Source organism: Pantoea sp. JK, from assembly GCF_026130245.1.
In the GTDB taxonomy this organism is placed as follows: Bacteria; Pseudomonadota; Gammaproteobacteria; order Enterobacterales; family Enterobacteriaceae; genus Pantoea; species Pantoea trifolii.
On sequence record NZ_JAINFN010000004.1, the window covers coordinates 328,181 to 354,808 of the forward strand.

24 protein-coding genes are annotated in these 26,628 nt (G+C 54.8%); 11 read left to right on the top strand and 13 right to left on the bottom strand.

Annotated features, from left to right (window positions below; translation table 11 throughout):
* Positions 1-2 precede the first annotated feature (2 nt).
* A complete protein-coding gene (locus tag PanJK_RS11980; protein ID WP_265299893.1) occupies positions 3-980 on the bottom strand; it encodes a glycosyltransferase family 2 protein in 978 nt (325 codons plus the stop codon).
* 1,024 nt (positions 981-2,004) lie between these two features.
* Here PanJK_RS11980 and PanJK_RS11985 point away from each other — a divergent pair.
* From PanJK_RS11985 to PanJK_RS12005, 5 genes are all read left to right on the top strand, one after another.
* Positions 2,005-3,645 carry a sensor histidine kinase gene (locus tag PanJK_RS11985; RefSeq protein ID WP_265299894.1) on the top strand — a complete coding sequence of 547 codons (1,641 nt, stop codon included), beginning with the start codon at positions 2,005-2,007 and terminating at the stop codon, positions 3,643-3,645.
* Positions 3,638-4,330 carry a response regulator gene (locus PanJK_RS11990; RefSeq protein ID WP_265299896.1) on the top strand — a complete coding sequence of 231 codons (693 nt, stop codon included), beginning with the start codon at positions 3,638-3,640 and terminating at the stop codon, positions 4,328-4,330. Before PanJK_RS11985 ends, PanJK_RS11990 begins: the two co-directional genes overlap by 8 nt.
* Before the next feature lie 170 nt (positions 4,331-4,500).
* Positions 4,501-5,589, top strand: a complete 1,089-nt coding sequence (locus PanJK_RS11995; RefSeq protein ID WP_265299898.1) for an ABC transporter substrate-binding protein — start codon at positions 4,501-4,503, stop codon at positions 5,587-5,589.
* A 74-nt stretch (positions 5,590-5,663) separates the two neighbouring features.
* On the top strand, positions 5,664-7,433 hold the full coding sequence (locus tag PanJK_RS12000) for an ABC transporter permease (RefSeq protein ID WP_265299900.1): 1,770 nt from the start codon (positions 5,664-5,666) through the stop codon (positions 7,431-7,433).
* Positions 7,426-8,496 carry an ABC transporter ATP-binding protein gene (locus PanJK_RS12005; protein WP_256695725.1) on the top strand — a complete coding sequence of 357 codons (1,071 nt, stop codon included), beginning with the start codon at positions 7,426-7,428 and terminating at the stop codon, positions 8,494-8,496. The genes PanJK_RS12000 and PanJK_RS12005 overlap by 8 nt, the downstream gene beginning before the upstream one ends.
* 158 nt (positions 8,497-8,654) lie before the next feature.
* Here the strand turns inward: PanJK_RS12005 and PanJK_RS12010 are convergent, their stop codons facing one another.
* The 5 genes from PanJK_RS12010 to PanJK_RS12030 form a co-directional block, all read right to left on the bottom strand.
* Positions 8,655-10,400, bottom strand: a complete 1,746-nt coding sequence (locus PanJK_RS12010) for a glycosyl hydrolase family 28-related protein (protein WP_256695723.1) — start codon at positions 10,398-10,400, stop codon at positions 8,655-8,657.
* A gap of 202 nt (positions 10,401-10,602) precedes the next feature.
* A complete protein-coding gene (locus tag PanJK_RS12015) occupies positions 10,603-10,896 on the bottom strand; it encodes a hypothetical protein (protein WP_256695722.1) in 294 nt (97 codons plus the stop codon).
* Positions 10,893-11,243 (bottom strand): hypothetical protein, encoded by a 351-nt coding sequence (locus tag PanJK_RS12020; protein WP_008108960.1) that lies wholly within the window; start codon positions 11,241-11,243, stop codon positions 10,893-10,895. Before PanJK_RS12020 ends, PanJK_RS12015 begins: the two co-directional genes overlap by 4 nt.
* Entirely contained in the window at positions 11,240-11,707 is a 468-nt protein-coding gene (locus PanJK_RS12025) for a glycoside hydrolase family protein (RefSeq protein WP_256695721.1), read from the bottom strand. The genes PanJK_RS12020 and PanJK_RS12025 overlap by 4 nt, the downstream gene beginning before the upstream one ends.
* Before the next feature lie 183 nt (positions 11,708-11,890).
* Positions 11,891-12,169 (bottom strand): hypothetical protein, encoded by a 279-nt coding sequence (locus tag PanJK_RS12030; RefSeq protein WP_256695720.1) that lies wholly within the window; start codon positions 12,167-12,169, stop codon positions 11,891-11,893.
* Positions 12,170-12,211: 42 nt separating this feature from the next.
* Here PanJK_RS12030 and PanJK_RS12035 point away from each other — a divergent pair, with 42 nt between their 5' ends.
* Entirely contained in the window at positions 12,212-12,511 is a 300-nt protein-coding gene (locus tag PanJK_RS12035) for a hypothetical protein (RefSeq protein ID WP_256695719.1), read from the top strand.
* A gap of 73 nt (positions 12,512-12,584) precedes the next feature.
* On the opposite strand, the gene PanJK_RS12040 is transcribed toward PanJK_RS12035, so the two are convergent.
* The 3 genes from PanJK_RS12040 to proB all read right to left on the bottom strand — a co-directional run bounded on the left by PanJK_RS12040 (position 12,585) and on the right by proB (position 16,037).
* Complete coding sequence (locus PanJK_RS12040) at positions 12,585-13,316, bottom strand: S24 family peptidase (RefSeq protein WP_305961163.1); 732 nt, start codon at positions 13,314-13,316, stop codon at positions 12,585-12,587.
* Between the two features lie 353 nt (positions 13,317-13,669).
* Positions 13,670-14,923, bottom strand: a complete 1,254-nt coding sequence (proA, locus tag PanJK_RS12045; protein WP_265300002.1) for a glutamate-5-semialdehyde dehydrogenase — start codon at positions 14,921-14,923, stop codon at positions 13,670-13,672.
* Positions 14,924-14,933: 10 nt separating this feature from the next.
* Complete coding sequence (proB, locus tag PanJK_RS12050) at positions 14,934-16,037, bottom strand: glutamate 5-kinase (RefSeq protein ID WP_256695717.1); 1,104 nt, start codon at positions 16,035-16,037, stop codon at positions 14,934-14,936.
* Positions 16,038-16,283: 246 nt separating this feature from the next.
* Between proB and ompC the strand changes: the two genes are divergently transcribed.
* On the top strand, positions 16,284-17,375 hold the full coding sequence (gene ompC / locus PanJK_RS12055) for a porin OmpC (protein ID WP_265299907.1): 1,092 nt from the start codon (positions 16,284-16,286) through the stop codon (positions 17,373-17,375).
* 84 nt (positions 17,376-17,459) lie between these two features.
* On the opposite strand, the gene crl is transcribed toward ompC, so the two are convergent.
* From crl to gpt, 3 genes are all read right to left on the bottom strand, one after another.
* On the bottom strand, positions 17,460-17,861 hold the full coding sequence (crl, locus tag PanJK_RS12060; protein ID WP_256695716.1) for a sigma factor-binding protein Crl: 402 nt from the start codon (positions 17,859-17,861) through the stop codon (positions 17,460-17,462).
* Positions 17,862-17,964: 103 nt separating this feature from the next.
* Positions 17,965-19,212: an esterase FrsA gene (gene frsA, locus PanJK_RS12065; RefSeq protein ID WP_265299909.1), complete on the bottom strand. Its 1,248-nt coding sequence runs from the start codon at positions 19,210-19,212 to the stop codon at positions 17,965-17,967.
* A gap of 121 nt (positions 19,213-19,333) precedes the next feature.
* Positions 19,334-19,795, bottom strand: coding sequence for a xanthine phosphoribosyltransferase (gene gpt, locus PanJK_RS12070; RefSeq protein ID WP_008108942.1), 462 nt, complete (start codon positions 19,793-19,795; stop codon positions 19,334-19,336).
* 255 nt (positions 19,796-20,050) lie between these two features.
* Here gpt and pepD point away from each other — a divergent pair, with 255 nt between their 5' ends.
* The 4 genes from pepD (at position 20,051) to PanJK_RS12090 (ending at position 25,451) form a co-directional block, all read left to right on the top strand.
* The gene (pepD, locus tag PanJK_RS12075) at positions 20,051-21,511 is read left to right on the top strand and encodes a beta-Ala-His dipeptidase (RefSeq protein WP_265300004.1); all 1,461 of its coding nucleotides are present in this window, start codon (positions 20,051-20,053) and stop codon (positions 21,509-21,511) included.
* 347 nt (positions 21,512-21,858) lie between these two features.
* Positions 21,859-23,364, top strand: coding sequence for a sugar ABC transporter ATP-binding protein (locus tag PanJK_RS12080; protein ID WP_265299912.1), 1,506 nt, complete (start codon positions 21,859-21,861; stop codon positions 23,362-23,364).
* Positions 23,361-24,359 (top strand): ABC transporter permease, encoded by a 999-nt coding sequence (locus PanJK_RS12085; RefSeq protein WP_256695713.1) that lies wholly within the window; start codon positions 23,361-23,363, stop codon positions 24,357-24,359. Before PanJK_RS12080 ends, PanJK_RS12085 begins: the two co-directional genes overlap by 4 nt.
* A gap of 27 nt (positions 24,360-24,386) precedes the next feature.
* A complete protein-coding gene (locus PanJK_RS12090; protein ID WP_265299915.1) occupies positions 24,387-25,451 on the top strand; it encodes a sugar ABC transporter substrate-binding protein in 1,065 nt (354 codons plus the stop codon).
* Positions 25,452-25,529: 78 nt separating this feature from the next.
* Here PanJK_RS12090 and dinB read toward each other — a convergent pair whose 3' ends face one another.
* The gene (gene dinB / locus PanJK_RS12095; RefSeq protein ID WP_265299917.1) at positions 25,530-26,582 is read right to left on the bottom strand and encodes a DNA polymerase IV; all 1,053 of its coding nucleotides are present in this window, start codon (positions 26,580-26,582) and stop codon (positions 25,530-25,532) included.
* Positions 26,583-26,628 lie beyond the last annotated feature (46 nt).

Below are 26,628 nucleotides of genomic sequence, written 5' to 3' on the forward strand. Positions count from 1 at the left end.
GTTTATTTCTGTGCCAGGCGGCGCAGACGCGATACCAGTCGTGGACTGACAAAAAACAGCGCAAAGTACAGGCTCCACGGATTGAACATTAATCCTGATGTGAAATAGGACTTAAAGCTGCGACGGTAGAGCGAAATATATTCATCAATAAAGGCGCGGCTGAATCCGTCGCTGTGCAGCGCTTTATAGATATAAGATGAGGTGACTTTTAAATAGAGATGGTAATAACAGCGGCTATGCTGCGCGGATAAAAACGCCTGCATGCCGTTAAACGAACGCGCAAAGGAGAAATGCTTTTCCCGTAACGCCGAACGCGTGGCAGAGTTGGTAGATTCCACATAGTGATAAACCACCTGCTGGGTGAAGATCACCTGACGATCCTGTTGCAGATGCAGGTAATTGATCACGAACAGCAGATCTTCGAAGTTATAAATCTCTTCGTTAAAACTGAGCTGATGCTGACGAATCACATCGCCACGAAACACCTTGTCGCAGATACCGTGACGCGGATTGAAATAGAGCAGATCGTTGATCGCCGCCGAAGCGGTCAGCTGGCGCGTGTCAGTCGTGTTGGCCGGGAAATCGAGCGGCTCGCCTTGCGGCGTGAAGTGCTGCGATTCGCCACCCACCATCGCAATGTTGTTTTGCATCAGCCGCACATAGGTGGCAAACGCGCTGGCTGGCAGAAAATCATCGGCGTCTAAAAAGCACAGCAGTTTGCCGCGCGAGGCTCGAATGCCTTGATTGCGCGCCGACGAGACGCCGCCATTGGTTTTGTCGATGATATGAAAATGTGGGTAATGGGCGTAGCTCTGTAATAGCGCGAGCGAGTTATCGCTGGAGCCGTCGTTAATAAATATCACTTCATAACGGCTCTCTTCCTGCTGAAGCAGGCTATCAATGCATCGTTCCAGATACGCCGCGGCGTTATACACCGGCACGATGACGCTGATTAAAACGTCGTTAACGGGATTTTGCATATAACCTCTGGACTCTGTCGGAGTAAAAGTTGCGGGCGAAAAAAGTAATCTATGAACATTGCAGTGATTCACACTGCGCGTTGCTTGCGCCCGGCTTAACATTTGTTGCTTGTCTATTTCAGAGTTTCCTCAGGTCAAATAAAACTGGCCTTTAATTCTCTGTAAAAAGATCGCTAAATAAGATAATCGCCAAATGAATCGTGCAATTTCATTCTGTTTTCATCAGCTAAACCAGGCAGGCTACCGCCCCAGGCTTGCAGCTACCTGTATACTGACCACAGTGAAACCCCTATTTTTGGCGTAAAGAGGCTGCGCTGCGCTCATAAGAGTTCAGTTAATTTTCAGCCAGTTACGTTTTTTCTTTCGGTAATTTGGCTTAACGCCATTACCACGCCAATCATGACGTACTTAAATTAAATTTTTACCTGTCTGGTAATGAACCTTAAAAAACGCTGGCGTCTTTATCGTGCTCATCACCAAAAACAAGAAATGCCGACCGGGGCTGAGAAGGTGCATCCAAAGACGGGCCTTCTCAACGAACGTCACGACATTAACGATATTTGCTGTATGCCCTGCACTTTAATTAAGCTGGCGCGTTATTCGCGCGCCGATAAGTGCAAGTGGCGTTAATTCAGTACGGCTATCGCAGCCGTACTGCAAGAGGCTTGATGCCCAAAATTTGCGATCTAATTCAAAACTTTTCCCGGCATTCTCACCACTCGGGGTTATAAGGTCAATGGCTGCCGGGTTAAAACGGAATTTACTCAGAGAAAGGAGGGATTAAATAGCGGCGCATAGATTAGCCGGGGTGAATGGGTTTTTTATTGATTGATTAGCGCCGCAGCAGGCGATGACCAGGAATAAGATGGGAATATCTCTGACATCGTGCCAACAGAAACCAGCGCCTAAGCCGCGCCGGGATTGAAGCCAGCTCACAACTTTGCTGATAGTCTGTCACTGTGCGCATTTTCGCGTGCTAGTCTCCAGCCATGCCTCTCTCCAGTTTCTCTTTACTGCAGGTTGTATGAAACGCAGATTATCTTTTCAGGTAAAACTCTTCCTGTCGCTGGTGCTGTTTTCCTGCCTGCTACTCGCCTTGCTGGGCACCATTCTGTTTCATTTTATCGATCGTCAACTGCATCACGATTTGGGACAGCGCGCGCGAGTGCAGGCCAGTGAGATTGCGCTGATGCCCGGTCTGGCGGAGAAAGTGGCGCGCCGCGATATCGCCGGTATCGCGGCGTTGATCCAGCCGCTGCGCAACCAAAGCGATGCCAGCTACATCGTGATTGGCGACACGCAGGAACAGCATCTCTATCACTCGGAATCACCGGAGCGCCTCAATTTACCGATGATTGGCGGCGACAATGCGGAGGTGCTGCAGGGCAAAACCATTATTTCGGTGCGCAAAGGCGGCATCGGCGTGTCGCTGCGCAGCAAGGCACCGATCTTTAATACGCAGCATCAGGTGATTGGCATTGTCTCGGTGGGTTATCTCACCTCCTATATTGCCAATATCAATGTCAGCTTACTGTGGCAGGCCAGCCTGTATGGTGTGGCGCTGTTGCTGCTGCTGTTTATCTTTTCGTGGATGTTTAGCCGCAACCTGAAAAAACAGATGTTCTGGCTGGAGCCGAAAGATATCGCCCTGCTGGTGCTGCAACAAAAAGCGCTGCTGGAAGCGATGTATGAAGGGGTGTTTGCGGTGAACGCGGAGCGGCAACTGATTCTTATCAACCGCGCTGCACGCGAGTTGCTGGATATCCAGCAGAGTGAGAGTGAACTGCTGGGGAAACCGCTGGATCAGGTACTGCAAATCCATCCGGCGTTTTTAAGCCAGCATGAGGTGAAAACCCATGATCACATCACCGTGCTCAATCAGCGTCAGGTGATTGTTAACCGGGTGGCGATTGAGCTGGAACCCGGCGAGCCAGGCGGCTGGGTGTGCAGCTTCCGCGATAAAAACGACATCAACACATTGAGCAGCCAGCTCAGTCAGGTGAAACGCTACGCGGATAATCTGCGCATCATGCGTCATGAACAGCTGAACTGGACCGCCACGCTGGTCGGCCTGCTGCAGATGCAGCGCTACGACGACGCGATGCGCTACATCCACGCGCAATCTGCTGGCGCGCAGCAGGTGCTGGATTTTGTCTCGGCGCGCTTCACCTCGCCCGCGCTTTGTGGGCTGCTGCTGGGGAAATATGTCAGCGCGCGGGAAAAAGGCGTCGAGCTGAAATTTGACCCCGCCTGCCAGTTGAGTCGCATTCCTGCCGCGCTGAGTGAAACGGCGTTGATGTCGGTGATTGGCAATCTGCTGGATAACGCGGTGGACGCCACGCTCAACGCCAGAACGCCCGCGACACCGGTTGAGTTATATATTTCCGGTCGTAATCAGGAGCTGTTAATCGAAGTGGCCGATCAGGGTTGCGGCATTGATGACAGCATTAAACCGCACTTGTTTGAGCAAGGCGTCACCAGTAAACCCAACAGCGGCGACGATATGCTGGGTGCAGAACACGGCATCGGCCTTTATCTGGCGGCGGGTTATGTACAGCAGGCGGGCGGCAGCATTGAGATCAGCGAGAATTCACCACAGGGCACCATTTTCTCGGTGTTTATCCCGTTCCAGCCCGCCGCGTTAACAGGACTTTCTCATGAATAATGCTAAGCCGCTTGATGTGGTGATTGTGGAAGATGAGCCGCATCTGGCCGATCTGCATCGTGAATATATTGAGCAGAACTTTCATCTGCGCGTGGTCGGTATTGCCGCTACGCTGGCGCAGGCGCGTGAGCTGATTACATTACATCAGCCACGGCTGCTGCTGCTCGATAACTATTTGCCGGATGGTCAGGGCGTGACGTTGATTGACGATCCGCTGCTAAAGCGCTTTGAGTGCTCGGTGATCTTCATCACCGCCGCCAGCGACATGCAAACCTGTAGCCATGCGATGCGCAGCGGTGCATTCGACTACCTGTTAAAACCGGTGTTTTTCCATCGCCTGCGCGCATCGCTGGAACGCTTTATGCTGCTGGTGCAGACCATGCGCCAGATGAAAAACGTTGATCAGCAGGCGCTGGATAAGCTGTTTAATTTGCCAGCCAGTGATGCGCCGTCAGCGCCTTCGACCAAAGGGATTGAAACCATAACGCTGGATCGGGTGAAAAGCTTCTTTAGCGCTGCACCAGAAAGTAGCTGGTCGGTTGAACAGGTAGTAGAACGCGTTGGCATCAGTAAAACCACCGGTCGTCGCTACCTGGAATATTGCGTGGAGATCGGTTTTATCGGCGTCGAAATGCAGTACGGCAACATTGGCCATCCGCGACGGATGTACCGCAAAATCCTGTGATCTGGCGCAGATCGCGCGCGCGGCCTGTCGTGGTTTTTATGGTGTTAATTGCCTAAACGACGCCAACAATCACACTTCGTGAAGATAACAATCCGTCACCTCTTGTGTGGAAAAGTCGATAGGCTATGTTGACCTTTAGTTCCTCAAATGTAACTAAAAGGTTAATTATAATGTCGAACACTTTCCCTCTGTCTCTGATTGCTGCAACTGTTTTTGTGTCTATGTCAGCGGTTGCTGCCCCGCCGCAAGGCTATCCAGCGGATTATCAAAGCGTGATTGATGCCGCCACTAAAGAAGGCAAAGTGGTGGTTTACTCCACCACCGACATCAAAGCTGCCGGTCCGCTGATCAAGGGCTTCGAAGCCACCTATCCCGGCATCAAAGTTGAATATAACGATATGAACAGCACCGAGCTGTACAACCGTTTTATCAGCGAACAAGCCTCGGGCGGCACCAGCGGCGACGTGGTGTGGAGCTCCTCCATGGATACCGGTCTGAAGCTGGCGACCGACTACGCGCAGGAGTACAAATCCCCTGAACTGGCGCAGCTGCCGAAGTGGGCGGTGTGGAACAACAAAGCCTACGGCACCACCTACGAACCGGTGGTGTTCATCTATAACAAGCGCCTGATCCCGGCGGGTGATGTGCCCGATTCACACACCGCGCTGGCCAAGCTGATCGCCAGCCAGACCGACAAATTCAAGAGCAAAGTCACTACCTACGATATTGAGAAATCGGGACTGGGTTTCATGCTTTCAGTGCAGGATTACAAAGCCGATCCCAACTACTTCAAAACCCTGGCCGACGTGGCGAAAGGCGGTTTAGCCGTGCAGTCTTCCACCGGCACCATGATGGAAAGGGTCTCATCCGGTGAAAACCTGATCGGCTTCAACATCCTCGGTTCTTACGCCGAAGCGCGCGCTAAAACCGATCCGTCGCTGGGCATCTCTTATCCGAAGGATTACACGCTGGTGCTATCACGCGTTTCGTTCATCAGCTCGCAAGCGCAAAACAGCCATGCCGCCAAACTGTGGCTCGATTACGTGCTGTCTGAGAAAGGACAAAGCATTCTGGCGAATCAGGCCGACATCCCTTCCCTGCGCAACGATATTGAAGGCAAAAACGACATTGATGGCATGACCAAAATGTTGGGCAACGCGCTGAAACCGATCCCGGTTGATGAAAGCCTGCTGGAATATCTGCAACCGAAAAAACGTCTGGATTACATCAAACAGTGGCGCGAAGCCGCCGGTAAATAACCGCCGTTATGAAGCGCGGCGACTGCGCCGCGCTCAGCTTTCTCTTATCTGATTTCGCCATTCAGGGTGTCAATATGCGTACATTGCATAGAAAGTGGCAAAGCCTGCCGCGCGGCGTTGTGGTGCTGATAACCGCGCTGGTTATCTACGTCCCGCTGTCGTTTATCGTCATACAAAGTTTCTTATCCGCGCCGTTCTTTGCGCCGTCGAAAGAGTGGAGCCTGGAATCGTTTGCATTTATTTTCACCGATCCCGACTTCTACAAAGCGCTACGCAGCGGATTTATTCTCGCCTTTGGGCTGGTGATCATCGCCATTCCACTGGGCGGTATTCTGGCGTTCCTGATGGTGCGAACCGATCTCCCCGGCCGACGCATCATTGAACCGCTGATCCTCGTGCCCATTTTTGTCTCGCCGATGGTGCTGGGCTTTGGATATGTGGTGGCGGCGGGCCCGGTGGGATTCTTCTCGCTGTGGGCGCAATCACTGCTGGGGTTCGTGCCGTGGAATATCTACGACATGTCGAGCATCGTGGTGATCGCTGGTCTGACGCACGTCCCGCACGCCTATCTGTATATCTCTTCTGCCCTGCGCAGCGTGGGATCGGATGTGGAAGAAGCGGCGCGTATTTCGGGTGCTTCGCCGTTGCAGGTGATGACGGCAGTGAGCTTGCCGATGGTACGCCCGTCCATTCTGTATGCCATCGTGCTGCTGTTCTTCCTCGGGCTGGAAGTGTTCGGCCTGATGCTGGTGCTGGGCGATCCTGAAGGCAACATGGTGCTGGCCACCTATCTCTATCAGCTGACCAATAAACTCGGTACGCCGTCCTATCACCTGATGGCTGCGGTGGCGGTGGTGCTGATTTGTATCACCATTCCGCTGGTGATGCTGCAACGCCGCCTGATGCGCACCGCTAACCGCTTTGTCACCGTGAAAGGTAAAGCTTCCCAGGCGCGTGCGCTGCCGCTGGGCAAATGGCGCTGGGTGGCGGGCGCAGTCGTGGCGTTCTGGCTGACGGTGACCATTGGCGTACCGCTGCTGGGCGTGGTGCTGCGTGCGTTTATCTCTAACTGGGGCGTTGGCGTTTCGATCTGGGATGAGCTGTCGATCAAGACCTTCCAGACCATCTGGGCGCAGCCCAACCTGCTGCGCGCAATCGTCAACTCAATGGCAATTGGCGTGATCGGCGGTGCGCTGGCGGTGGGTTGTTATCTGTTTATCGGTATCGCCATGCACCGAAAACCCGATAACACCACGCGCTTCCTTGATTACAGCGTGCTGGTGCCGCGTGCGGTGCCGGGTTTGCTGGCCGGTCTGGCGTTTCTCTGGGTGTTCCTGTTCCTGCCGATGTGGCTGGATAACTCGCTCAAATCGGGCTGGCTATCGGATTTCGTCTGGTCACAGTGGCTGCGCGATCACCTGATCGTCTGGCTGCGTTCGCTGCGCAGCACCATCTTCAGCGTCTGGCTGGCCTACACCGTGGTGTGGATGGCGTATGGCCTGCGCCTGATCTCCTCAACGCTATTACAAGTGGGGCCGGAACTGGAAGAAGCGGCACGCAGCACCGGCGCCACGCGCGGACAGATTACGCGTCACGTTACCATTCCGTTATCCCGCTACGGCCTGATTGGCTCATGGTTGCTGATGTTCCTGATTTTCGAGCGCGAATATTCCACCGGCGTGTATCTGCTTTCGCCCGGCACGGAAACCATCGGCTCAATGCTGGTTTCCCTGTGGGCGGCGGGCGCGATTGATATCGTTGCCGCACTCTCCTTTATTAACATCCTGCTGGTCGTGGTCGGATTGGGTATTGCCCTGCGATTTGGAGTCAAATTACATGATTGAATTATCGGTCGAGAACCTGCACTTAACGTACGGCGACAATCCGGTGCTGAAAGGCGTGTCGATGAATTTGCAGCGTGGCGAAGTGGTTTCCCTGCTTGGCCCGTCCGGCAGTGGCAAAACTACACTGCTGCGCGCGGTCGCCGGGCTGGAGAAGCCGACTCAGGGCACGATTGTGATTGGCAACAATACGGTTTACGCCGGAACGCCGCGTAGCGAGATCCCAGCGGAAGAACGTAATCTGGGATTGGTGTTCCAGTCCTACGCGCTGTGGCCACACAAAACCGTGTTCGAGAACGTGGCCTATCCGCTGAAGCTGCGCAAAGTGGCGGCGGCGGAGATCACTCAACGCGTGCAGGATGTGTTGAACCAGCTTGGCCTCGGCCACCTCGGCAAACGCCATCCGCACCAGCTTTCTGGCGGTCAGCAGCAGCGTGTAGCGATTGGCCGTGCGCTGGTGTACAACCCGCCGGTGATCCTGCTGGATGAACCATTGTCGAACCTCGACGCCAAACTGCGCGAAGAGGCGCGCGTGTTCCTGCGCGAGTTGATTATCAAGCTGGGCTTATCGGCGTTAATGGTGACGCACGATCAGAATGAGGCGATGGCGATTTCCGACCGTATCTTGCTGCTCAATAACGGCAAAATCGAACAGCAAGGCACGCCGCAGGAGATGTACGGCTCGCCAAAAACCCTGTTCACCGCCGAGTTCATGGGCAGTAATAATCGGCTGCACGGCAAAATCACCGAGTTGCGCGACGGCAAAGCGCGCATCGAGGGCAAAGGCTGGGCATTGTGGGGATTGGCAGGCGCAGGTGTGCAAAGCGGTCAGGATGCCACGGCGGTGATCCGCGTCGAGCGCGTGAAACTTGTTGAGGGGCCGGGCGAAAACCAGCTGGAACTGCCGCTGCTCACCAGCATGTATCTCGGCGATCGTTGGGAATATTTGTTCCGCACCTCCGGCGATGATTTTGTGATTCGCGCCTACGGCACCGAGGTGCGCGATCCGCAGCACTGCCATCTGGCGTTGCCGGAAAACCATGTGTGGATCTTCCCGAAAGGGTAATGTTCAACCAGGTCGCCATATATGGCGACCCTACGAAAACCTCTCCATATAACCGTAGGGTCGTCATTTATGGCGACCTTATTCATCACCGCACACTTTTCAAACAATTTTTGCAAAAAAAAAGCGAGGCCGAAGCCTCGCCAAAAAGATGCCAGCCCTCAATCGTAATAAGGAAGTTTACGATCGACACCGTTAATGTTGACCAGCACAAAGCCCGTCGGCGCCGTTTTGTTGGTCGGTGTGCCGGCTGCCGTCGCGACAGTTAGCACCCCTTTCTCATTCGCCCCAATTCCCGCCAATCCATTATGCAAACCAAAACGCGCCGCCGGCTTGAATCCACCCAGCTTGGTGGTATCGGTCACCACCGAGAAGTCCTGCTGGAACAGCGAGCAGGAACCGGTATCGAAACGCGTTGGACCGGTACATTTCAGGTTCAGCATGGTATCGCCACTGTTGGCGCGCAGTTTTACCCACACCGCCGCATAGGTGGTGCCGACACGGCTGTAACGAATATCCAGCACCGCAGGTTGCCCCATGTGATAGGCATCGGCCCACACTGTTTCCAGGCGCTGCAGATTGACCCAGGTTTTGCCGGTCGCCGCCACGTTGACCGGCGAACCCGCTGTGCCGGTGGGCTGGGTGGCATCCGCTTTACCAATAAACTCCATCACCCACTGCTGGTTGGCGTTCGGGAAGAACAGCTGCCCGACGCGGTACCAATTATCGGTATCGGTGTTATTGGTAATTTTGTAGCCGCTGTAATAGCCGGCGCGCAGCGATCCGGTCATGAAGGTGCCGTAGTTTTCGTCGCGACGATAGCCATATTCAAAGGTGGACAACCAACGTCCGGCGGCGGCATCCAGGCTGAGTTTCGCGCCGGATTGCAGGTTGAGCTGGCGGATCACCACGCGCGCATTGTTGAGGTTCAACGGCGTGCCGCAATCCTCAATGTTCAGCGTATCCACCGTCCAGCCGCCGTCAGAGAGATCGCCCGGATTACGCGTGTGTTCGATCCACACGTTGCGAATAATCCCCTGCGTCACGCGCGGCATGTAGAGCGTGGCGTCGCCGTAACCGGTCTGGAAGTTACAGTTACACAGTTCAATCGCCGTGGAGTGATCCCACGCGCCTTTAGGCGAGTTTGACCAGCCAACATCAAACACGCGCGCATAGGTATACAGGGTGTAAATCTGGTCGAATTTACTGTCGAGGGTATCCAGTACTTTAATCACCGTACCGCCGTTATTCTGCGCGCGGAAACAGTAGATATTGACGGTGGTGCCTTCGATGCAGGTGTTTTCGAAGAACGGCTGCACGTTGCTGCACATATCGGAGGTGATGGTGCTTTTGTTGGTGGTGATATCGGCCGATGCCTGGCCGTTCCACGCAATACCTCGGATGGAGGTACGACGCGCCTTCACCTTGAACACCGTGTTGGCACTTTTGTCGGAAATAATGGTGGTACGCGGCAACGAACCCAGCTCCACATCATCGCCTTGCAAACCAAAGAAGGCGCGCTCGGTGCCGCTGATGTCGATCGGGCTGATCAGGAATTTACCGCCAGGGAAACGCACCGGCAACGCGGTGATATTGCCCGAATAGCTTTGCGTCCACGCCAGCATGCGGTTAAAGGCGTCGGTATCGTTGGCGTAACCATCGCCTTTGGCACCGAAGTGATACACGTTGATCTCCGACGGATCGTTAATCACGCGTTTCCAGTAAAAACCGTTACCGATCACCAGCGTACCGCCATCTTCCACCGCCGTTGTGGTGCCGATAAAACCGGTAAAATCACCGCCACCGTGGAAGGTGGAGTCCGCGTTGTAACGACGTAAGAATGCCAGATCGCCGTTTTTGGCCGGAACAGTGGTGCGCAGTTCTGCGTAAGAGTTAACTTCGATCATTATAGCCTCCTCGGCTTTTCGGGTAGGTAATGCAAATGCAAGTGAGCAGCGTTAGTGAGCCGGTTGGCCGCAGTGCTGATCCCAAAGATCGTTGTGATTGTTGATGGCGCGCACGGTGCGAACGTCCATGCGCTCGGCGTCATTGCCGTGGGTGTAAATCGGGGAAAAAAGGGTGCAGGCTGAGTCGATGACGGCGGGAGCTTCAGGGCTGGTGGTATTTCGACTGCTGCAACTTGTCGCGAGCAGCAGCGTCATCAAGATTAAGGTTGCTGGCTTCCACACGTTTGGCCTCCTCGCGCAGCTGTTGCTGCTGCTGGTTAACCGCTACCGCTTGCGCCGCAGCTTTATCGGCGCGCTCGACGGCGGATTTGGATGCTTGCTGTACCTTGCCGATTTTCTTGCCACCGAAGTAGCTGGCGACCAGCGCGGCAATCACGCCCGCCAGCGCGGCCAGCCAATGCCAGCTGCCGCCGAGCAATGTGGTGAGAATTGTCATGCTTTTTCCTCCATGGCGATTTTCTGCTGGTTAAGGCCTTTCTGGCGGACGAACTGAGCAATAACGCCCATCGCCACCATAAAGGCCCCAATCAGCCCCAAATAGTTGTGCGGCAGAATCTCTTTCACATCGGGCGGCATGCTGTTCCAGGCATCAAGCGCAGCGCTGGGAAACGATTGCACCCATGCGCTAAGCATCGAACCGAGCGACGCCAGCCACACCGACCAGGTTTTGAATAACAGCCGCGCATGTTTGACGAACTCCAGCGTGGTGAAACGCTGCATGATCAGCACCACAATAATCACCAGCAGCACCGCAATAATAAAAATCAGCAATTTCAGATTCATAGCAGTCCCCGATAGATGTCATAGGTGCCACTGCGCATCACTTCGGCATGGCGCCGCGCGCGGCCCGAGGTTTGACGCGCCCACAGGCTATCGAGCATCGCGTTCGCCGCACTATTGAAGTCGCCCTGAGTAATCGCGGTGAGCATGCTGCGAAACATCGCCAATCCATCAATACCCAGCTGATAGCCCATGCTGATCAGCACATCGCAGCGTGCTTCATTGCATTTGGCCAGTGCCTGCTGCACCAGCGCACGTTGATGCATCTGCTGCACCTTGCCCTCAACAATGCACTGCTTCCACACATCGCCCACCGGACGCGGCACCTGGAAGATGTAGTTGCTGAGCGAGGCTCCTTTTGGGCCGATGCGAATGCCGCCCGCGACCGTGGGAAAACCCAGTGTGTCGAGATAAGGCGCTTCGCGGTAACCCTCTTCGAAATTCAGGATGGCAATAATCTGGCTCATAGAAATTCCTCTTTGACGGGCGCAACAGTCCGAAAATGGCTGCGCAAAACAGCAAAAAAACATAAATTCCGCTGATCGTTTACAGCATTGAGCGCGTTGTTTGGTAAGCGAAACGCTCAAGAATGGTTAAACAGTGAGCAACAATGGAACGTTCCGTTTAAAACTGGGGAAAGTGATGCAGGTTTAGCGCACGGCGTACAAGTAAACGTGGGGCAAACAGCAGTTATCGACGCTCGCTTGCGCCTGCTGAACGCGGGCAGGCGCTAACACGGCGCAATCCACGCGCGACAGCGTCTGGCGCTGGCAGATGCGTTCAGCAGTACGTAGGGTGACATTTTCGTATTCGATGCCGAGTGCGCTATCGATGCTGCGCTTAAGGCGGCTGAGGGATTGACGTCGCCGATGGCGGCGTGTGCGTGCATTGCCGGTAAATACTGACTTCCCATATTGGATAATCGCCATAACTCCTCCTGTTAATGAGTCTTAGGCGATGGGGTGGCAGGCATGGCGATGCGGCTGATGCCGACGCGTTCGCTGTTCCTCCGGAAAATACTCGACGTCAACTCGCCCGGCTGCATTCGCGGCCAGGGTGAAGTAGAGGAGAGTGAAAAACAGAGGGCAACTGACAACGCTGCAAAGTGCGTATCCACCCCATCCCAAAGTTCACTAACTTTGGATGGTATGTATCGCGCTTGTGCAGCGCCTCAATTGTTTAAGAGCGGGCTCATCCGTGAGCAGATATGTTGTCCATCCATGCTCAAATTATTAACAGGTTCTAATGCATTGGCAAACACCAATGGTTAATTTTTTATTTACCAGCAGTTAAATTTATGATTTCAGCCAAAATATTTTTTTGTCGCAATCTGGCGTTTTGTGATCAGCCCAGTATTTGATAATCCCGCGCCTGGCTCATGATCACCCGCGCCACCACTTGCAGCGTCCTGGCTTCTTCCAGCGTGAGGTACCAGGTTTCATAGCGCTTATTATCGGAGATTACCGCGACCTTTTTGTGCTGAAGTTGCAGGCGTTTGAGATAGAGCTGATCGTCAAGCGTGAACAGATAAATGCCATCGCCGTCGAAGCGATGCACGCTGATATCGACAAACAGCTGATCGCGCGGCGCGAAGGTGCCGGCCATCGAATCGCTGTTGAGTGCGATGAGGCGAATATTCTCGGCCGGGCGGCCGTTAAACAGCACCCGCGCCTCTTCCAACCCATATTCAATGGCTTGAATGGTCTCCACCAGTTCATCGCGCGTAGAACTACTGCGCACGCCGTGCTGGCCGATATCCAAACTCTCAACGCGAAACAGCTGCTGTGGATCGACTAAACTGCGCTGCGTCAGCAACGCGGCCGGTTTTTCCATGCCAAATTGCAGCCACTCAACGCGCACGTCGAGTAACTGGCTAAGCGCCAGTAAATTATTATCATCAGGTATCGATTGTCCGTTAAACCATTTCCACACCCCCGGCGTTGAGATCTTGCATCCCCTTTCTTGCAGCGCAAGCGCAACCTGTTTGTTTCGTCCATGTCCGACAATTCCCGCGCTTTCGCATGCGGCAATCAGCCTGGCAGTGAATGCTTGTCTCGTACTCTCTTTTTTAACCATCAGTTAATAATCTGCCTTCAGTAAAAGACTGAATGTTATTTTCATTTTTGCTACCAGTTCATTTTATATTACCGGCAGTTTACTACCCAACCGCTTTTATCAATGAAGCTGGACAATCATTATCCCTTTCGGTTAGGCCGAAACCAGTGTTCAGTGCTATATCGCTTGTTCTGTCAGGGGTTTTCAGGATTGTTCTGTAGCTATAAGACCAGCATCTAAAGGAAAAAATGGGTGAAAAGCCGCGAGCCCGCCATAGATGACAGAAATAAATCAAAAAGCTCTTGGAATGAGTGGATCGAAAGCAAAAAAAATGGGCACCGTTTTCGGTGCCCATTGTCATGCAGAGGCGAACATTAACGACGCAGCGTATCGTCGCCCCAACCTATCCATTTGTAGGTGGTCAACGCTTCAAGTCCCATTGGACCGCGCGCGTGCAGCTTCTGCGTGCTCACCGCCACTTCGGCACCCAAGCCAAACTGGCCGCCGTCGGTGAAGCGCGTGCTGGCGTTAACGTATACCGCCGATGAGTCAACCTGGTTGACGAAGCGATTGGCGTTGCCAATGCTGCGCGTCAGAATGCCATCAGAGTGCTGCGTGCCGTGTTCACGTATATGCGCGATGGCTTCATCGATATCCGCCACCAGCTTGACGTTCAGATCGTTGGACAACCATTCGTCATCATAATTTTCTGCTTGCACCGCCACCACCTCGGCAGCACCGTTTTGCAGCAGCGCCAGCACATTTTCGTCGGCGTGCAGCGCAATCTTCTCTTGCGCCATGCGTTGCAGGAAAGCCGGAATGAAGTTGTCCACCTGATCGCGATGGATCAGCAGCGTTTCCAGCGAATTGCAGGCGCTTGGACGCTGCTTCTTGGCATTAACGATCACTTCCAGCGCGGCCTCAGTCTCCATGGTTTCATCAAGATAGAGATGGCACACGCCGATGCCGCCGGTGATCACCGGAATGGTGGAGTTTTCACGGCACAGCTTGTGCAAACCCGCGCCGCCGCGGGGGATCAGCATATCGACGTAGCGATCAAGCTTCAGCAGCTGATTCACCAGCTCGCGATCCGGGTTTTCAATCGCCTGCACCGCGCCCGCCGGTAAACCGTGCTGGGTCAGCGCATTCTGGATCACGCGCACCGTGGCGGCGTTGGTGCGATAAGTCTCTTTGCCGCCGCGCAGAATCGCCGCGTTACCGGTTTTCAGGCACAACGATGCCACATCAACAGTCACGTTAGGGCGCGCTTCATAAATCACACCAACCACGCCGAGCGGCACGCGACGACGTTCGATGCGCAAGCCGCTATCGAGCTGGCCGCCGTCAATCAGCTGACCAACCGGATCCGCCAGGCGACACACCTGACGCACGTCATCGGCAATGCCTTTCAGGCGCTGCGGGTTGAGCGTCAGGCGATCGAGCAGCGCTTCGCTCATGCCGTTTTGGCGCGCATCCGCCAGATCCTGCTCGTTCGCTGCCAGAATGTCCGCGCTTTCCGCTTCCAGACGATCGGCGATGCTCAGCAGCACCTGATTTTTTTGTTCGGTGGAGAGTTCCGCCAGTTTGTACGACGCAGCACGCGCCGCTTTACCCATCTCTTCTAACATCATCCGCTCCTTAACTGACGATCATGTCGTCGCGGTGCACCGCTACCGGGCCATATTCGTAACCGAGGATCTCGCCGATTTCCTGGCTGTGATGGCCGGCAATCATGCGCATGGCATCGCTGTTATAACGCGTGACGCCGTGGGCGATATCGCGCCCTTGCAGGTTACGAATACGGATCACTTCACCGCGCGAGAAGTTGCCCTGCACGTCACGGATACCTTTTGGCAGCAGCGAACTGCCGCGCTCCAGCATCGCGGCCAGCGCGCCATCATCAATGGTGATTTCGCCTGCCGGCGGTGCGCCGAAGATCCAGCGCTTACGGTTCTCCAGCGGCGATTGCTGCGCGTGGAAACGCGTGCCGACCGGTTTGCCATGCAGCACATCGCTGATCACGTCCGGACGGCTGCCGGCGGCGATGATCACATCAATGCCGGCGCGGCAAGCGACGTCCGCCGCCTGCAGTTTGGTTGCCATGCCGCCGGTTCCCAGGCCGGATACGCTGCCGCCCGCGAGGGTGCGTAACGCATCGTCAATCTGTTGCACGTCGCTGATCAACTCCGCTTCAGGATTGGTACGCGGATCGGCGGTGAACAGCCCTTGCTGATCGGTCAGCAGCAGCAGTTTATCTGCGCCACCGAGCATCGCCGCCAGCGCCGACAGATTGTCATTGTCGCCCACTTTAATTTCGGCAGTCGCCACCGCATCGTTCTCGTTAATCACCGGCACGATGTGGTTGTCGAGCAGCGCGCGCAACATGTCACGCGCGTAGAGGAAACGTTCACGGTCCTCCATATCGGCACGCGTCAGCAGCATCTGCCCGATGTGAATACCGTAAATCGAGAACAGTTGTTCCCACAGCTGGATCAAACGGCTCTGCCCCACCGCAGCCAACAGCTGCTTTGAGGCGATGGTCGGTGGCAGTTCGGGGTAACCAAGGTGTTCGCGTCCGGCAGCGATTGCGCCAGAGGTGACGATAACAATGCGATGGCCTGCCGCGTGCAACTGCGCACACTGACGAACCAACTCCACCATGTGCGCCCGATTCAACCGACGCGAACCGCCGGTGAGGACACTAGTTCCCAACTTGACCACAAGGGTCTGACTGCCACTCATGTTTTTCCTGCCATGTAAGAAAAAAATCTGCGAAGGGACGTTTTATCAGGAGTGAGCAAGGAAGCCAACAACAGCAAGGGGAAAAGCACAAAAATCCCCTGACAATGCGGTAGACCAAAAGTTCGCGATTAACAAGAAATCCGAAAAACTGTCATAAAACGTTCATCACCACCCGGTAAAAAGTTCCGTGTTTTACAAAACCTTTCACGGGTACAACAAATTTTACTCATTGGGATTGATAGCAAAATGAAGAAGAGCACACTGGCATTAGTTGTATCAGCGCTGGCACTGGCTTCCACCGCAAACGCCGCAGAAGTGTATAACAAAGACGGTAATAAACTGGACTTCTACGGCCGTGTTAAAGCTGAACACTACTTCAGCGATAACGCGTCAAGCGACGGCGACAAATCTTACGTGCGTATCGGTTTCAAAGGCCAGACGCAGATTAATGACCTGATGACCGGTTACGGTCAGTGGGAATATCAGTACAACGTGAACAACTCTGAAGGTTCAGACGCCAACGCTGGCAACAAAACCCGTCTGGGCTTTGCTGGTCTGAAATTCGGTCAATACGGTTCATTCGACTACGGTCGTAACTACGGCGTGCTGTACGACGTAGAAGCCTGGACTGACGTATTCCCAGAGTTCGGCGGTGACGGTACGGCGCGTACCGATAACTTCATGACTGCGCGTGCAACTGGCGTAGCAACTTACCGCAACAGCAACTTCTTTGGTCTGGTTGATGGCCTGCGCTTCGCGCTGCAATATCAGGGCAAAAACGACTCCACCAGCGCCAACGCCCGTGGCAGCATCACCGATACTTCGCGCCAGAACGGCGACGGTTACGGTGCGTCACTGGGTTACACCATCGCTGACACCGGCATCAGCCTGATGTCTGCCATCACCTCTTCTGACCGTACTAACCAGCAGCAGCTGCAAGCGCTGGGTCGCGGTGATAAAGCGGAATCATGGGGCGCGGGTATCAAATACGATGCTAACAGCATCTACCTGGCTTCTATCTACACCGAAACCCGCAACATGACGCCAATCGGCACGCGTGGTTTTGCTAACAAAGCGCAGAACTTCGAAGTGGTCGCGCAGTATCAGTTCGACTTCGGCCTGCGTCCGTCCCTCGGCTATATCCAGACCAAAGGCAAAGACATCGAAGGGATCGGTGACGAGGATCTGGTTAAATACATCGACGTGGGCATGACTTACTACTTCAACAAAAACATGTCGACCTTCGTGGATTACAAAATCAACCAGCTGGATGACAACAACAAGCTGAACCTAAACAACGATGACGTTGTGGCGGTTGGCCTGACGTATCAGTTCTAAGCTGTAAGCTGTACCCTCGCTGTGTCTATAAAAAAAGAGCCGGCTCATCACCGGCTCTTTCCTGTTTAAACCCTTAAATACTGATTAGGCGCTCAATTTCACCGGCTCTTCTTTAAAGCCTTCCGCCGGACGCAGATCGAGTTTCTGTTCCAGCAGCATCGCCTTCAAGCGCTCATGGAAATTACGCAGCGTGCTTTCCACTTTGGCATTGTTCTCTTTGCCTTTGATGGTTGCCGTGCCCCAATCACCCGCTTTATCAAACAGGCCAAAATGATATTCGTAAGTAAAGTGATCTTCATAGGCTTCCAGCGTCATCCACCAGCCCCAAAACTCACGTAGCTCTGGTGCAGGCTTAACATTGACACACGCTGCCAGGCAATCGAAGAAGAAGCGTGTCTCTTCGCATTTGCCTTCACGGATATACGGCCCCAATTCGGTGAAGCGCTTAAGCAGGCGACTACGGGGGTGACCACTCGGTAATGTCATCTCTTTTCCCTTAACCCTTTAAATTGCACTTCCAGCTTTCCATTAAATTAAAAAATGGAAAATCCCGGATATAAGTAGTAGCAGAGTTCAGGGATTTCGCCAGCTAGCTTTTCAACTGTTTTGCCAGCCAGTCACAAATTTGATTTAGCGCTTTGTCAAAACTGGCAAAAACCGGCTTGGCCGGAATCGCCAGCGTCTTGCCCTGCGAGGAGGAGTTGGCGATCAACTGCGCGTCCGCTTCCGGACCGAAAATATCATCCGGCCAATAAGCTGCCAGCATCGGCGTTGGCGTGCGGCGGCCGAGCAAACCTTGCACCTTCAGAGAGTAGCGATTGAGCTCAATGCGCAGATTGCTGTCCGAAGTTGACGACATACCGAGGCGGCTCGCCAGCATATCCATATACATATCCGGCAGCTGCTGCTGTTGCTGCGCATCGACAAACACGCTGTGCACCATCGCCCCCAGCGTCGCTACCGCGCGGACTCGCGGCACTTCCAGATAAGCCAGACGCGTCGCCACGTTGGCACCGAAACGGTAGCCCAGCAGCGCCACGCGGGTGTGATCGATCCACGGCACATTGCTCAGTTCACGCAGCACCTGCTGATGCACCTGGCTGGTGTCCTGATTGAGCATCCATTTGCTGCTGAAGCCTACCGACGGCATATCCAGCGTCAGCATGGCGATACCGCGCGGCGCGAGATAGTCATGGAACAGGCGATAGTGATCGCTTTGCAGCGAATCAAGCCCACCGCACAGCAGCACCGTGGGATATGGCGCTTCGGCCTGCGCTGGCATGTGCAGGAAGCCGGTTACCGGACTCCCGCCGCTCATGGGGAAGGTCAGGGATTTCAGTTCGCCCGGCAGACGCTGCGTGGCCTCTTCGTAGGCGCGATTGGCCAGCACCTGCGCCTGATCCGCCAGCTCATCGCCTTTAATATAAGGATAAGCCGCGAGGCTGAACAGATTGGCGGCGTGCAACCAATGCTGACCGGCGTCGTCATGGTTCTCGCTTTCTAACGCGCGCTGCTGCCAGATGGCTGCCTGCTTCGACCACTCGTAATTCCAGTTGCCACCGCGATAACCAATCACGGTATCGAGCAGGGCTTCATTGGTGCGCTGAAACTCGCTCACCGCAATACGCGCCAGCACTTCGCTGATCTCCTGCGGCGACAACCCGCGCCACGTCCACAGCAACTTGTTCAGCATGCGATACCAGCCGCGCTGCGTATCGCCTTCGAGGGCGTTGTGCACCTGCACGGCGGCGTGATGCTGGCGGTGCACTAATGAGGAGGTTTCCGGGTGTTTAAAACGCGGTTTGAACAGTTCTTCGCTCAGGTTTTTATCAGACATCTCAGCTATTCTCCTGCCAACAACGTGGCGATGGCTAAGAGTGTACTGCACCCGTGATATGCGCGCGAGGCGCAGAAAGCACAACGCCCGGCATAACCGGGCGTTGTTTGCGATGCATCAATCAGGCGCCTTTAACGATTGGCGGGATGTAAACCACGCCCATGTCCCACGGCTGCTCGATCCAGGTGTTCTGCGGGATATCGACAATGTAGTCGTCCACCAGCGCGCGGCCAGCTGGCTTGGCGAAGATGGTGCAGAAACGCGCTTTTGGATACATATCGCGAATCGCCTGCGCGGTGCCGCCGGTATCCACCAGGTCGTCAATGACGATGAAGCCTTCACCGTCGCCTTCAGCACGCTTCAGCACTTTCATTTCGCGCTGATGATCGTGATCGTAGCTGGAGATGCACACGGTATCGACATAGCGAATACCGAGTTCACGCGCCAGCAGCGATGCCGGAACCAGACCACCACGGCTTACCGCGATGATACCTTTCCACTGTTCCACAGGAAGCAGGCGCTGGGCCAGTTTACGGGCATGGATTTGCAACATGTCCCAGGTTACGACGTATTTTTCGCTCATATAAAGGAATCCCGGCCAAGAAACTTGGCTTAAAAAATATGCAAGGGGGAAAAGGTTGCGCGAGATTATAAGGATCTGACGCCTCAAAAACCAGCATCTGTCTTACTGGTTGCAGGTTTTTAGCGCGCCTGATTACGCACCCGGCGAGAAACAGTGATATTCTCAGGCCCATCACGTCAGATGCTCTGACGACGATTTTTACTGGAAACCCGCGTGCGTGCGGTCTGTCCGCCACGCTGACACAGGAGATGCATGGTGTCTGAATTGTCGCAACTTTCACCCCAACCGCTGTGGGATATTTTTGCCAAAATCTGTTCCATTCCGCACCCTTCTTACCACGAAGAAGCACTGGCCGAATACGTTGTCGGCTGGGCAAAAGAGCAAGGTTTTTGGGTTGAGCGCGATCAGGTTGGCAACATCCTGATTCGTAAACCCGCGACCGCCGGTATGGAAAAACGCACGCCGGTGGCGCTGCAGGCGCACCTTGATATGGTGCCGCAGAAGAACAATGACACGGTGCACGACTTCACCAAAGATCCGATTCAGCCGTACGTTGATGGCGAATGGGTGAAAGCGCGCGGCACCACGCTGGGCGCGGATAACGGCATTGGTATGGCGTCTGCGCTGGCGGTGCTGGCTGATAACAGCCTGATCCATGGCCCGATTGAAGTGCTGCTGACCATGACCGAGGAATCGGGTATGGACGGCGCCTTTGGTTTACAGCCGAACTGGCTGCAGGCCGACATTCTGATCAACACCGACTCGGAAGAGGAAGGTGAGATCTACATGGGTTGCGCCGGTGGTATCGACTTCATCACCACCTTGCCGCTGACGCGTGAAGCAATTCCTGCGGGCTATGAAACCCTGAAGCTGACGCTGAAAGGCCTGAAAGGCGGTCACTCCGGTGCTGACATTCATCATGGTCTCGGCAACGCCAACAAACTGCTGGCACGCTTCCTCGCGCTGCACGCGCGTGAGTTCGATGTGCGTCTGATCGAATTCACCGGCGGTACGCTGCGTAACGCCATCCCGCGTGAAGCTTTTGCTACGCTGGCGATCGACAGCCATAAAGTTGACGAACTGAAATCGGCTGCGGCCCATTTCCAGGCAACGCTGCTGAACGAGCTGGGCGTGAAAGAGAAGAACATCGCCGTTGTCGCTGAGTCGCTGGCACATCAAGGCCTGGCGCTGAACGCTGACAGCCGCGATCGTTTCCTCAACCTGCTCAACGCCACACCAAACGGCGTAATCCGTAACTCCGACGTAGCGAAAGGCGTGGTGGAAACCTCGCTCAACGTTGGCGTGGTGACTATGGATCAGAGCAATGCCGAAATCATCTGCCTGATTCGTTCACTGATCGATACCGGCAAAGATTGGGTGGTTGAAGTGCTGACCTCGCTGGCCGATCTGGCCGGAGCGAAAAGCGCACCAAAAGGCGGCTATCCGGGCTGGCAGCCTGATGCCGATTCACCGGTAATGGCGCTGACGCGTAAAACCTACGAAGCGCTGTTTGGCAAAACGCCCAACATTCAGGTGATTCACGCCGGTCTGGAGTGTGGTTTGTTCAAGAAGCCGTATCCGAACATGGATATGGTTTCGATTGGCCCAACCATCACCGGCCCGCATTCACCGGATGAACAGGTTCACATCGAAAGCGTGGGTCTGTACTGGAAACTGCTGACCGCGCTGCTCAGCGTGGTGCCAGAAAAAGCGTAAAGTTTACGCGATGATGACAACCAGGCTGCGGCCTGGTTTTTTTATGCCTGCGGGTCAAGATTGTTTGGTCACCCTAAATGGCGACCCTACAAAACTGTCGTAGGGTCGCCATTTATGGTGACCGCCTTTTTAATGCCATGCCAATCGCCAGCACAATCCTCTAAGAGTTGTCTTACCACCCGCGCATTTCACCAGCGCTGACTCGCCCGCCAGTTTTAGCTATCGGTATATCCAGATGTCTGGATGGCTAATAACATTCCGTGCTAGCTTATGCCCTTTCGTTCGTTGCCCAGCGTGATGGTTCGGGAAAAAATGCCCCCAACTCAACTAATTAAAGGCCCGGCTCAATGAGTGCAATCAACCGCCTGGAGATGCGTAATATCTCCATTGCCTTTGGCGGTTTCGCCGCGCTAGCGCAGGTGGATTTTCTGACCGAAGGCGGCTCGGTGCACGCGTTAACCGGCGCTAACGGTGCCGGAAAATCCACGCTGATGGCGGTGCTGGCTGGCGCACACGATCATTACAGCGGTGAGATTCTGCTGGATGATGTGCCGGTAAATATTCGCTCGCCGCGCGATGCCAAAAAGCTCGGCATTCATCTGGTGCAGCAGGAAGTGGATGTGGCGCTGGTGCCACAGCTCAGCGTGGCAGAAAACATTCTGCTCGATCGTTTAGCGGAGCCAGGTCACGCCTATAACTGGCGCGAGATTCGCCGCCAGGCGCGTACGTTACTGGCGCAGTTGGAAGTGAACATTGACGTTAATCGTTTAGTGGAGCGCTGCTCGCTGGCGGAGAAACAGCAAATCCTGCTGGCGCGCGCCCTCTCCCATCACTGCCGCTTCCTGATCCTGGATGAACCCACCGCGCCACTCGACCAGCATGAGAGCGAGCGCCTGTTTACCGTGGTGCGCCGCTTGCAATCCAGCGGCATTGGCGTGGTGTTCATCTCGCACCGCATTCACGAACTGAAAGCGATTTGTGACCGCTTAACGGTGCTACGCGATGGTCGTCTGATCGAAAGCAGCCCGATGGCGGCGCTGAGCGGCGAGCAGATCGTGGAGAAAATGCTGGGACATCGGCTCGACGATGTCTTTCCGCCGCGTCGCGCCCGTACGCCGCAGCCGCTGCTGCTGTCGGTGGAAGGCTTACACGACGATCGGTTACTGCAGGATATTTCGCTGCGTCTGCATAAAGGCGAAATCCTTGGCATTGCTGGTCTGGCGGGCGCAGGTAAAACCGAGCTGTGCAAAGCGCTGTTTGGTGCCAGCAAAAGCCGCGTGACGCAGGGTGAACTGCACGGCAAGCCGTGGCGACCGCGTTCACCGCATGATTCAGTAGAAAACCGCATGGCGCTGGTGCCGGAAGAGCGCCGCAAAGAGGGCATTTTCATCGATGAACCGGTGAGCATGAACCTGAGCATCAGCGCAGATAATAGCTTCTCGCGCTGGAGCCTGTTTGGTCATCGTCAGGCGTGGCGTTGGGCGGAAGAGGTAATTCAGCGCCTGAATGTACGCACCACCGGACCGGGGCAAATTCTGCGTCGCCTATCGGGTGGCAACCAGCAGAAAGTGGCGATTGGCAAATGGCTGCGCAACAACGCCGATGTGCTGATTTTTGATGAGCCAACGAAAGGCGTCGATATCAAAGCCAAAACCGATCTGTTCACGCTGATCGATGGCTTAGCGCGCGAAGGCAAAGGCATCATTTATGCTTCGGGCGAGTTTTCTGAATTGGTCGGTCTATGCGACCGCATTTGTGTGCTCTGGGATGGGCGCATTGTGGCAGAGATGGAGGGCACAACAGCCACAGAAGAGGCACTTTTGCTTTATTCCACCGGAGGAACACCTGCGTGAGCAGCAAAGAACTATCCCTAAACCCGCAGCCTTCTCTGCGCCATCAGCTGTTTGATTTCCTCTATAAGTGGGGCATGTTGCTGACGGTGGTGATTCTGATTGCCGCATTTGGTCTCGCTTCGGACAGCTTCCTCGAGCCGACCAACATCATCAACATCCTGCGTTCCATCGCCATCGTCACGGTGATTGCGATTGGCGTGTCGATTTCGCTGACAGTGGGCGGCTTTGATTTGTCGGTGGGATCCACCGCCTCGCTGGCCAACGCGCTGGTGATTTCGCTGTTCGTCTGGCACGGCTTTGGCACCACTGAAGCCATTATCATCACATTGTTGCTGTGCACCCTGGTTGGCTTGTTCAACAGCTTCCTGATTGTGGTGCTGCGCATTCCCGACATGCTCGCCACCCTCGCCACGCTGTTTGTGATTCAGGGCGTGGCGATGACCTACAGCTTTGGCGGCTCCATTACCGAGAATATGGTGCTGCCGAGCGGCGACATGGCCGAAGGCACCATTCCTGCAACCTTTGGCCTGCTCGGCCAGGTGCCGACCATCGTCATTATCATGCTGGTGGTCACCATTGTGGCGCAGCTGGCGTTGTCGCTGACCAAGCACGGCCGTCGTATGTATGCGCTGGGCGGCAATCCTGAAGCGGCGCGTCTCTCCGGCATTCGCACCACGCGCTATCGCGTATTGGCGTATGTGCTGGCCTCGCTGCTGGCTGGTCTGGGCGGTATTCTGCTGGCGTCACGTATCGGCTCTTCGCAGGTGAATGCCGGCGGCGGTTATCTGATGGATGCCGTAGCCGCGGCGTGGATCGGCTTCTCGCTGGCCGGTTCGGGTAAACCCAATGCGCTGGGTACCTTGGTGGGCGCGATCATTCTTGGTGTGTTGCAGAACGGGCTGGTGATGTTGTCGGTGCCCTATTACGCGATGGACATTATTAAAGGTCTGGTACTGGCGCTGGCGCTGGCGATGACTTACATCCAGCGCCGTTAAGGCGCGTTTAATCAGAAAGAGATCATAATGAAAAAAATTACCCGTTCGCTGCTGGCGGTTAGCCTGCTCAACGCCAGCGCCGCCTTCGCCGATGCCACTGTGCCTGCGGTTATCGCTAACCATGAAGGCCCGGTACGTATCGCCATCATTCGCAACCTGGGCTCCGACGATAACACCACGCAGTTTGTTGCCGGTGCGATTCAGCAAGGCCGCCAGCTGGGCTTTAAGGTCAGCACTTTCCTCAGCAATGGCGACGATGCGCGTTTCCAGGATTTCGTTAACCAGGCGATTAGCCAGAAATATGACGGCATTATTCTGTCGCACGGTAAAGATCCCTATTCGACTGCGCTGGTGCAGCGTATCGCCGCTGCGGGCATCAAGCTGTCGGTGTTTGATACGCCGGTTAATACACCGGTAGAAGACGTCACCGTGACGGCGCAGGATGATGCTTCTTTGGCTCAGGAATCGCTGGGACAGATCGTTAAAGATTTCAACGGCAAAGCCAATATCGTCAAGCTGTGGGTGGCAGGTTTCCCACCGATGGAGCGTCGTCAGGTAGTGTATGAAAAAGTGCTCAAGGAGAATCCAGGCATCCATCAATTGGAAACCATTGGTGCCGTTTCCTCTGACGTGCAAGGCGACACCGCCAATAAGATTGGCGCAATTCTGGCGAAATACCCGAAAGGTAAGATTGATGCAATTTGGGGGGCATGGGATGCCTTTAGCCAGGGCGCATATAAAGCCCTGCAGGAGAATGGCCGTACCGAGATCAAACTGTATAGCATCGACGTATCCAATCAGGATCTGCAGTTGATGCACGAGAAAAACAGTCCTTGGGTGCAAACCGTGGCGGTGGATCCAAAAACCATTGGCGCGGTGAATATGCGTTTGGTAGCGAACAAGATTGCAGGCGAAACCACACCGGCGACTTACGAGTTTAAAGCGTCATCAATTTCCCAGCAGCAGCTGAACAGCCAGCAAGGCGCGGTCAATGTGGCGTCGCTGAATAAGATCATTCCAGGCTGGGGCGAGAACAGCGATTTCATTGCGCCGTGGTTTGCGACGCTGGAAGATAAGTACGGTAAGAAGTAGTTTTCCCTCACCCTAACCCTCTCCCACAAGTGGGAGAGGGAACCCATCGGCGCGTTTTGCTTTCAGGCGCGCACATTCTCACAACCCCAATACCAACTGCCGTTCCAGTTGCGGATCCACCATCGTGACATGCAATCCCACCAGTCGTACGCCGCGCCCAGCTCGGCGTTCATCCCATGCCTGGCGCGCAACCGCGATCATGTCGTCCTTATTAAGCACCGGCCAGACGTGCTCCTGCGTGGTTTGCTGGAAATCATTGAATTTGAGTTTCACCCCTTGCCGGGCGATCTGCTTATCCGGCTTGATGGCGGTTAAGCGACGATCCAGCTCGGCATAGAGAAAATCAATAATCTCCAGACACTGTTCCCAGCTGTGAATATCTTCCATCAGTGTGCGCTCAACGCCGAGCGATTTGCGTTCGCGCTCGACCACCACATTGCGCTCATCCACGCCATTGCTGCGCTCCCACAAGATACGGCCAAACTTGCCAAAGCGTTTAAGCAGCAAAGCCAGATCGGCACGTTGCACATCGGCGCAGGTGCGCAATCCCATCTCTTCCAGCTTTTTGGTCGCCACTTTACCCACGCCAGGAATTTTGCTCAGCGGCAGCGTGAGTAAAAAATCAGACATTGCGTCAGGCGTGATCACAAATTGCCCGTTGGGTTTGTTGAGATCGGAAGCGATCTTGGCGAGGAACTTGATCGGCGCGATCCCGGCGGAAGCGGTTAACCCGGTTTCACGCAGAATATCGGCACGAATTGCCTGCGCCATTAATGTGGCCGAACCATGGCAGTGCAGGCTATCTGTCACATCCAGATAAGCTTCATCGAGTGAAAGCGGTTCAATCAACGAAGTGTAACGCGAAAAGATGTCGCGGATTTGGTGCGAGGCTTCTTTATACGCATCAAAGCGGCCAGGCAGCAGCCGCAGATGCGGACAAAGTTTCAACGCCATGCCGGTTGGCATCGCGCTACGCACGCCATATTTACGTGCTGGATAGTTCGCGGTGCTGATCACGCCACGCCGTTCACGGCTGCCGCCAATCGCAATGGGGATATCGCGCAATGACGGATCATCGCGCATTTCCACTGCTGCGTAAAAGCAGTCCATATCGACATGAATGATTTTCACGTTTGCCACTAATCCAGTATCAATCGAGACCTCAATATAGTACTGG

Bases quoted from the DNA above. Each gene is read 5' to 3' on its own strand.
- PanJK_RS12080 (WP_265299912.1), top strand. From the start codon at position 21,859: ATGAGTGCAATCAACCGCCTGGAGATGCGTAATATCTCCATTGCCTTT.
- PanJK_RS12020 (WP_008108960.1), bottom strand. From the start codon at position 11,243: ATGAATCTGAAATTGCTGATTTTTATTATTGCGGTGCTGCTGGTGATT.
- PanJK_RS11980 (WP_265299893.1), bottom strand. From the start codon at position 980: ATGCAAAATCCCGTTAACGACGTTTTAATCAGCGTCATCGTGCCGGTG.
- PanJK_RS12000 (WP_265299900.1), top strand. From the start codon at position 5,664: ATGCGTACATTGCATAGAAAGTGGCAAAGCCTGCCGCGCGGCGTTGTG.
- PanJK_RS12015 (WP_256695722.1), bottom strand. From the start codon at position 10,896: ATGACAATTCTCACCACATTGCTCGGCGGCAGCTGGCATTGGCTGGCC.
- gpt (WP_008108942.1), bottom strand. From the start codon at position 19,795: ATGAGCGAAAAATACGTCGTAACCTGGGACATGTTGCAAATCCATGCC.
- PanJK_RS12010 (WP_256695723.1), bottom strand. From the start codon at position 10,400: ATGATCGAAGTTAACTCTTACGCAGAACTGCGCACCACTGTTCCGGCC.
- PanJK_RS11990 (WP_265299896.1), top strand. From the start codon at position 3,638: ATGAATAATGCTAAGCCGCTTGATGTGGTGATTGTGGAAGATGAGCCG.
- PanJK_RS12025 (WP_256695721.1), bottom strand. From the start codon at position 11,707: ATGAGCCAGATTATTGCCATCCTGAATTTCGAAGAGGGTTACCGCGAA.
- proA (WP_265300002.1), bottom strand. From the start codon at position 14,923: ATGTTAGAAGAGATGGGTAAAGCGGCGCGTGCTGCGTCGTACAAACTG.
- PanJK_RS12040 (WP_305961163.1), bottom strand. From the start codon at position 13,316: ATGGTTAAAAAAGAGAGTACGAGACAAGCATTCACTGCCAGGCTGATT.
- PanJK_RS12035 (WP_256695719.1), top strand. From the start codon at position 12,212: ATGGCGATGCGGCTGATGCCGACGCGTTCGCTGTTCCTCCGGAAAATA.
- frsA (WP_265299909.1), bottom strand. From the start codon at position 19,212: ATGTCTGATAAAAACCTGAGCGAAGAACTGTTCAAACCGCGTTTTAAA.
- ompC (WP_265299907.1), top strand. From the start codon at position 16,284: ATGAAGAAGAGCACACTGGCATTAGTTGTATCAGCGCTGGCACTGGCT.
- crl (WP_256695716.1), bottom strand. From the start codon at position 17,861: ATGACATTACCGAGTGGTCACCCCCGTAGTCGCCTGCTTAAGCGCTTC.
- PanJK_RS11995 (WP_265299898.1), top strand. From the start codon at position 4,501: ATGTCGAACACTTTCCCTCTGTCTCTGATTGCTGCAACTGTTTTTGTG.
- PanJK_RS12005 (WP_256695725.1), top strand. From the start codon at position 7,426: ATGATTGAATTATCGGTCGAGAACCTGCACTTAACGTACGGCGACAAT.
- PanJK_RS12030 (WP_256695720.1), bottom strand. From the start codon at position 12,169: ATGGCGATTATCCAATATGGGAAGTCAGTATTTACCGGCAATGCACGC.
- PanJK_RS12090 (WP_265299915.1), top strand. From the start codon at position 24,387: ATGAAAAAAATTACCCGTTCGCTGCTGGCGGTTAGCCTGCTCAACGCC.
- PanJK_RS11985 (WP_265299894.1), top strand. From the start codon at position 2,005: ATGAAACGCAGATTATCTTTTCAGGTAAAACTCTTCCTGTCGCTGGTG.
- proB (WP_256695717.1), bottom strand. From the start codon at position 16,037: ATGAGTGGCAGTCAGACCCTTGTGGTCAAGTTGGGAACTAGTGTCCTC.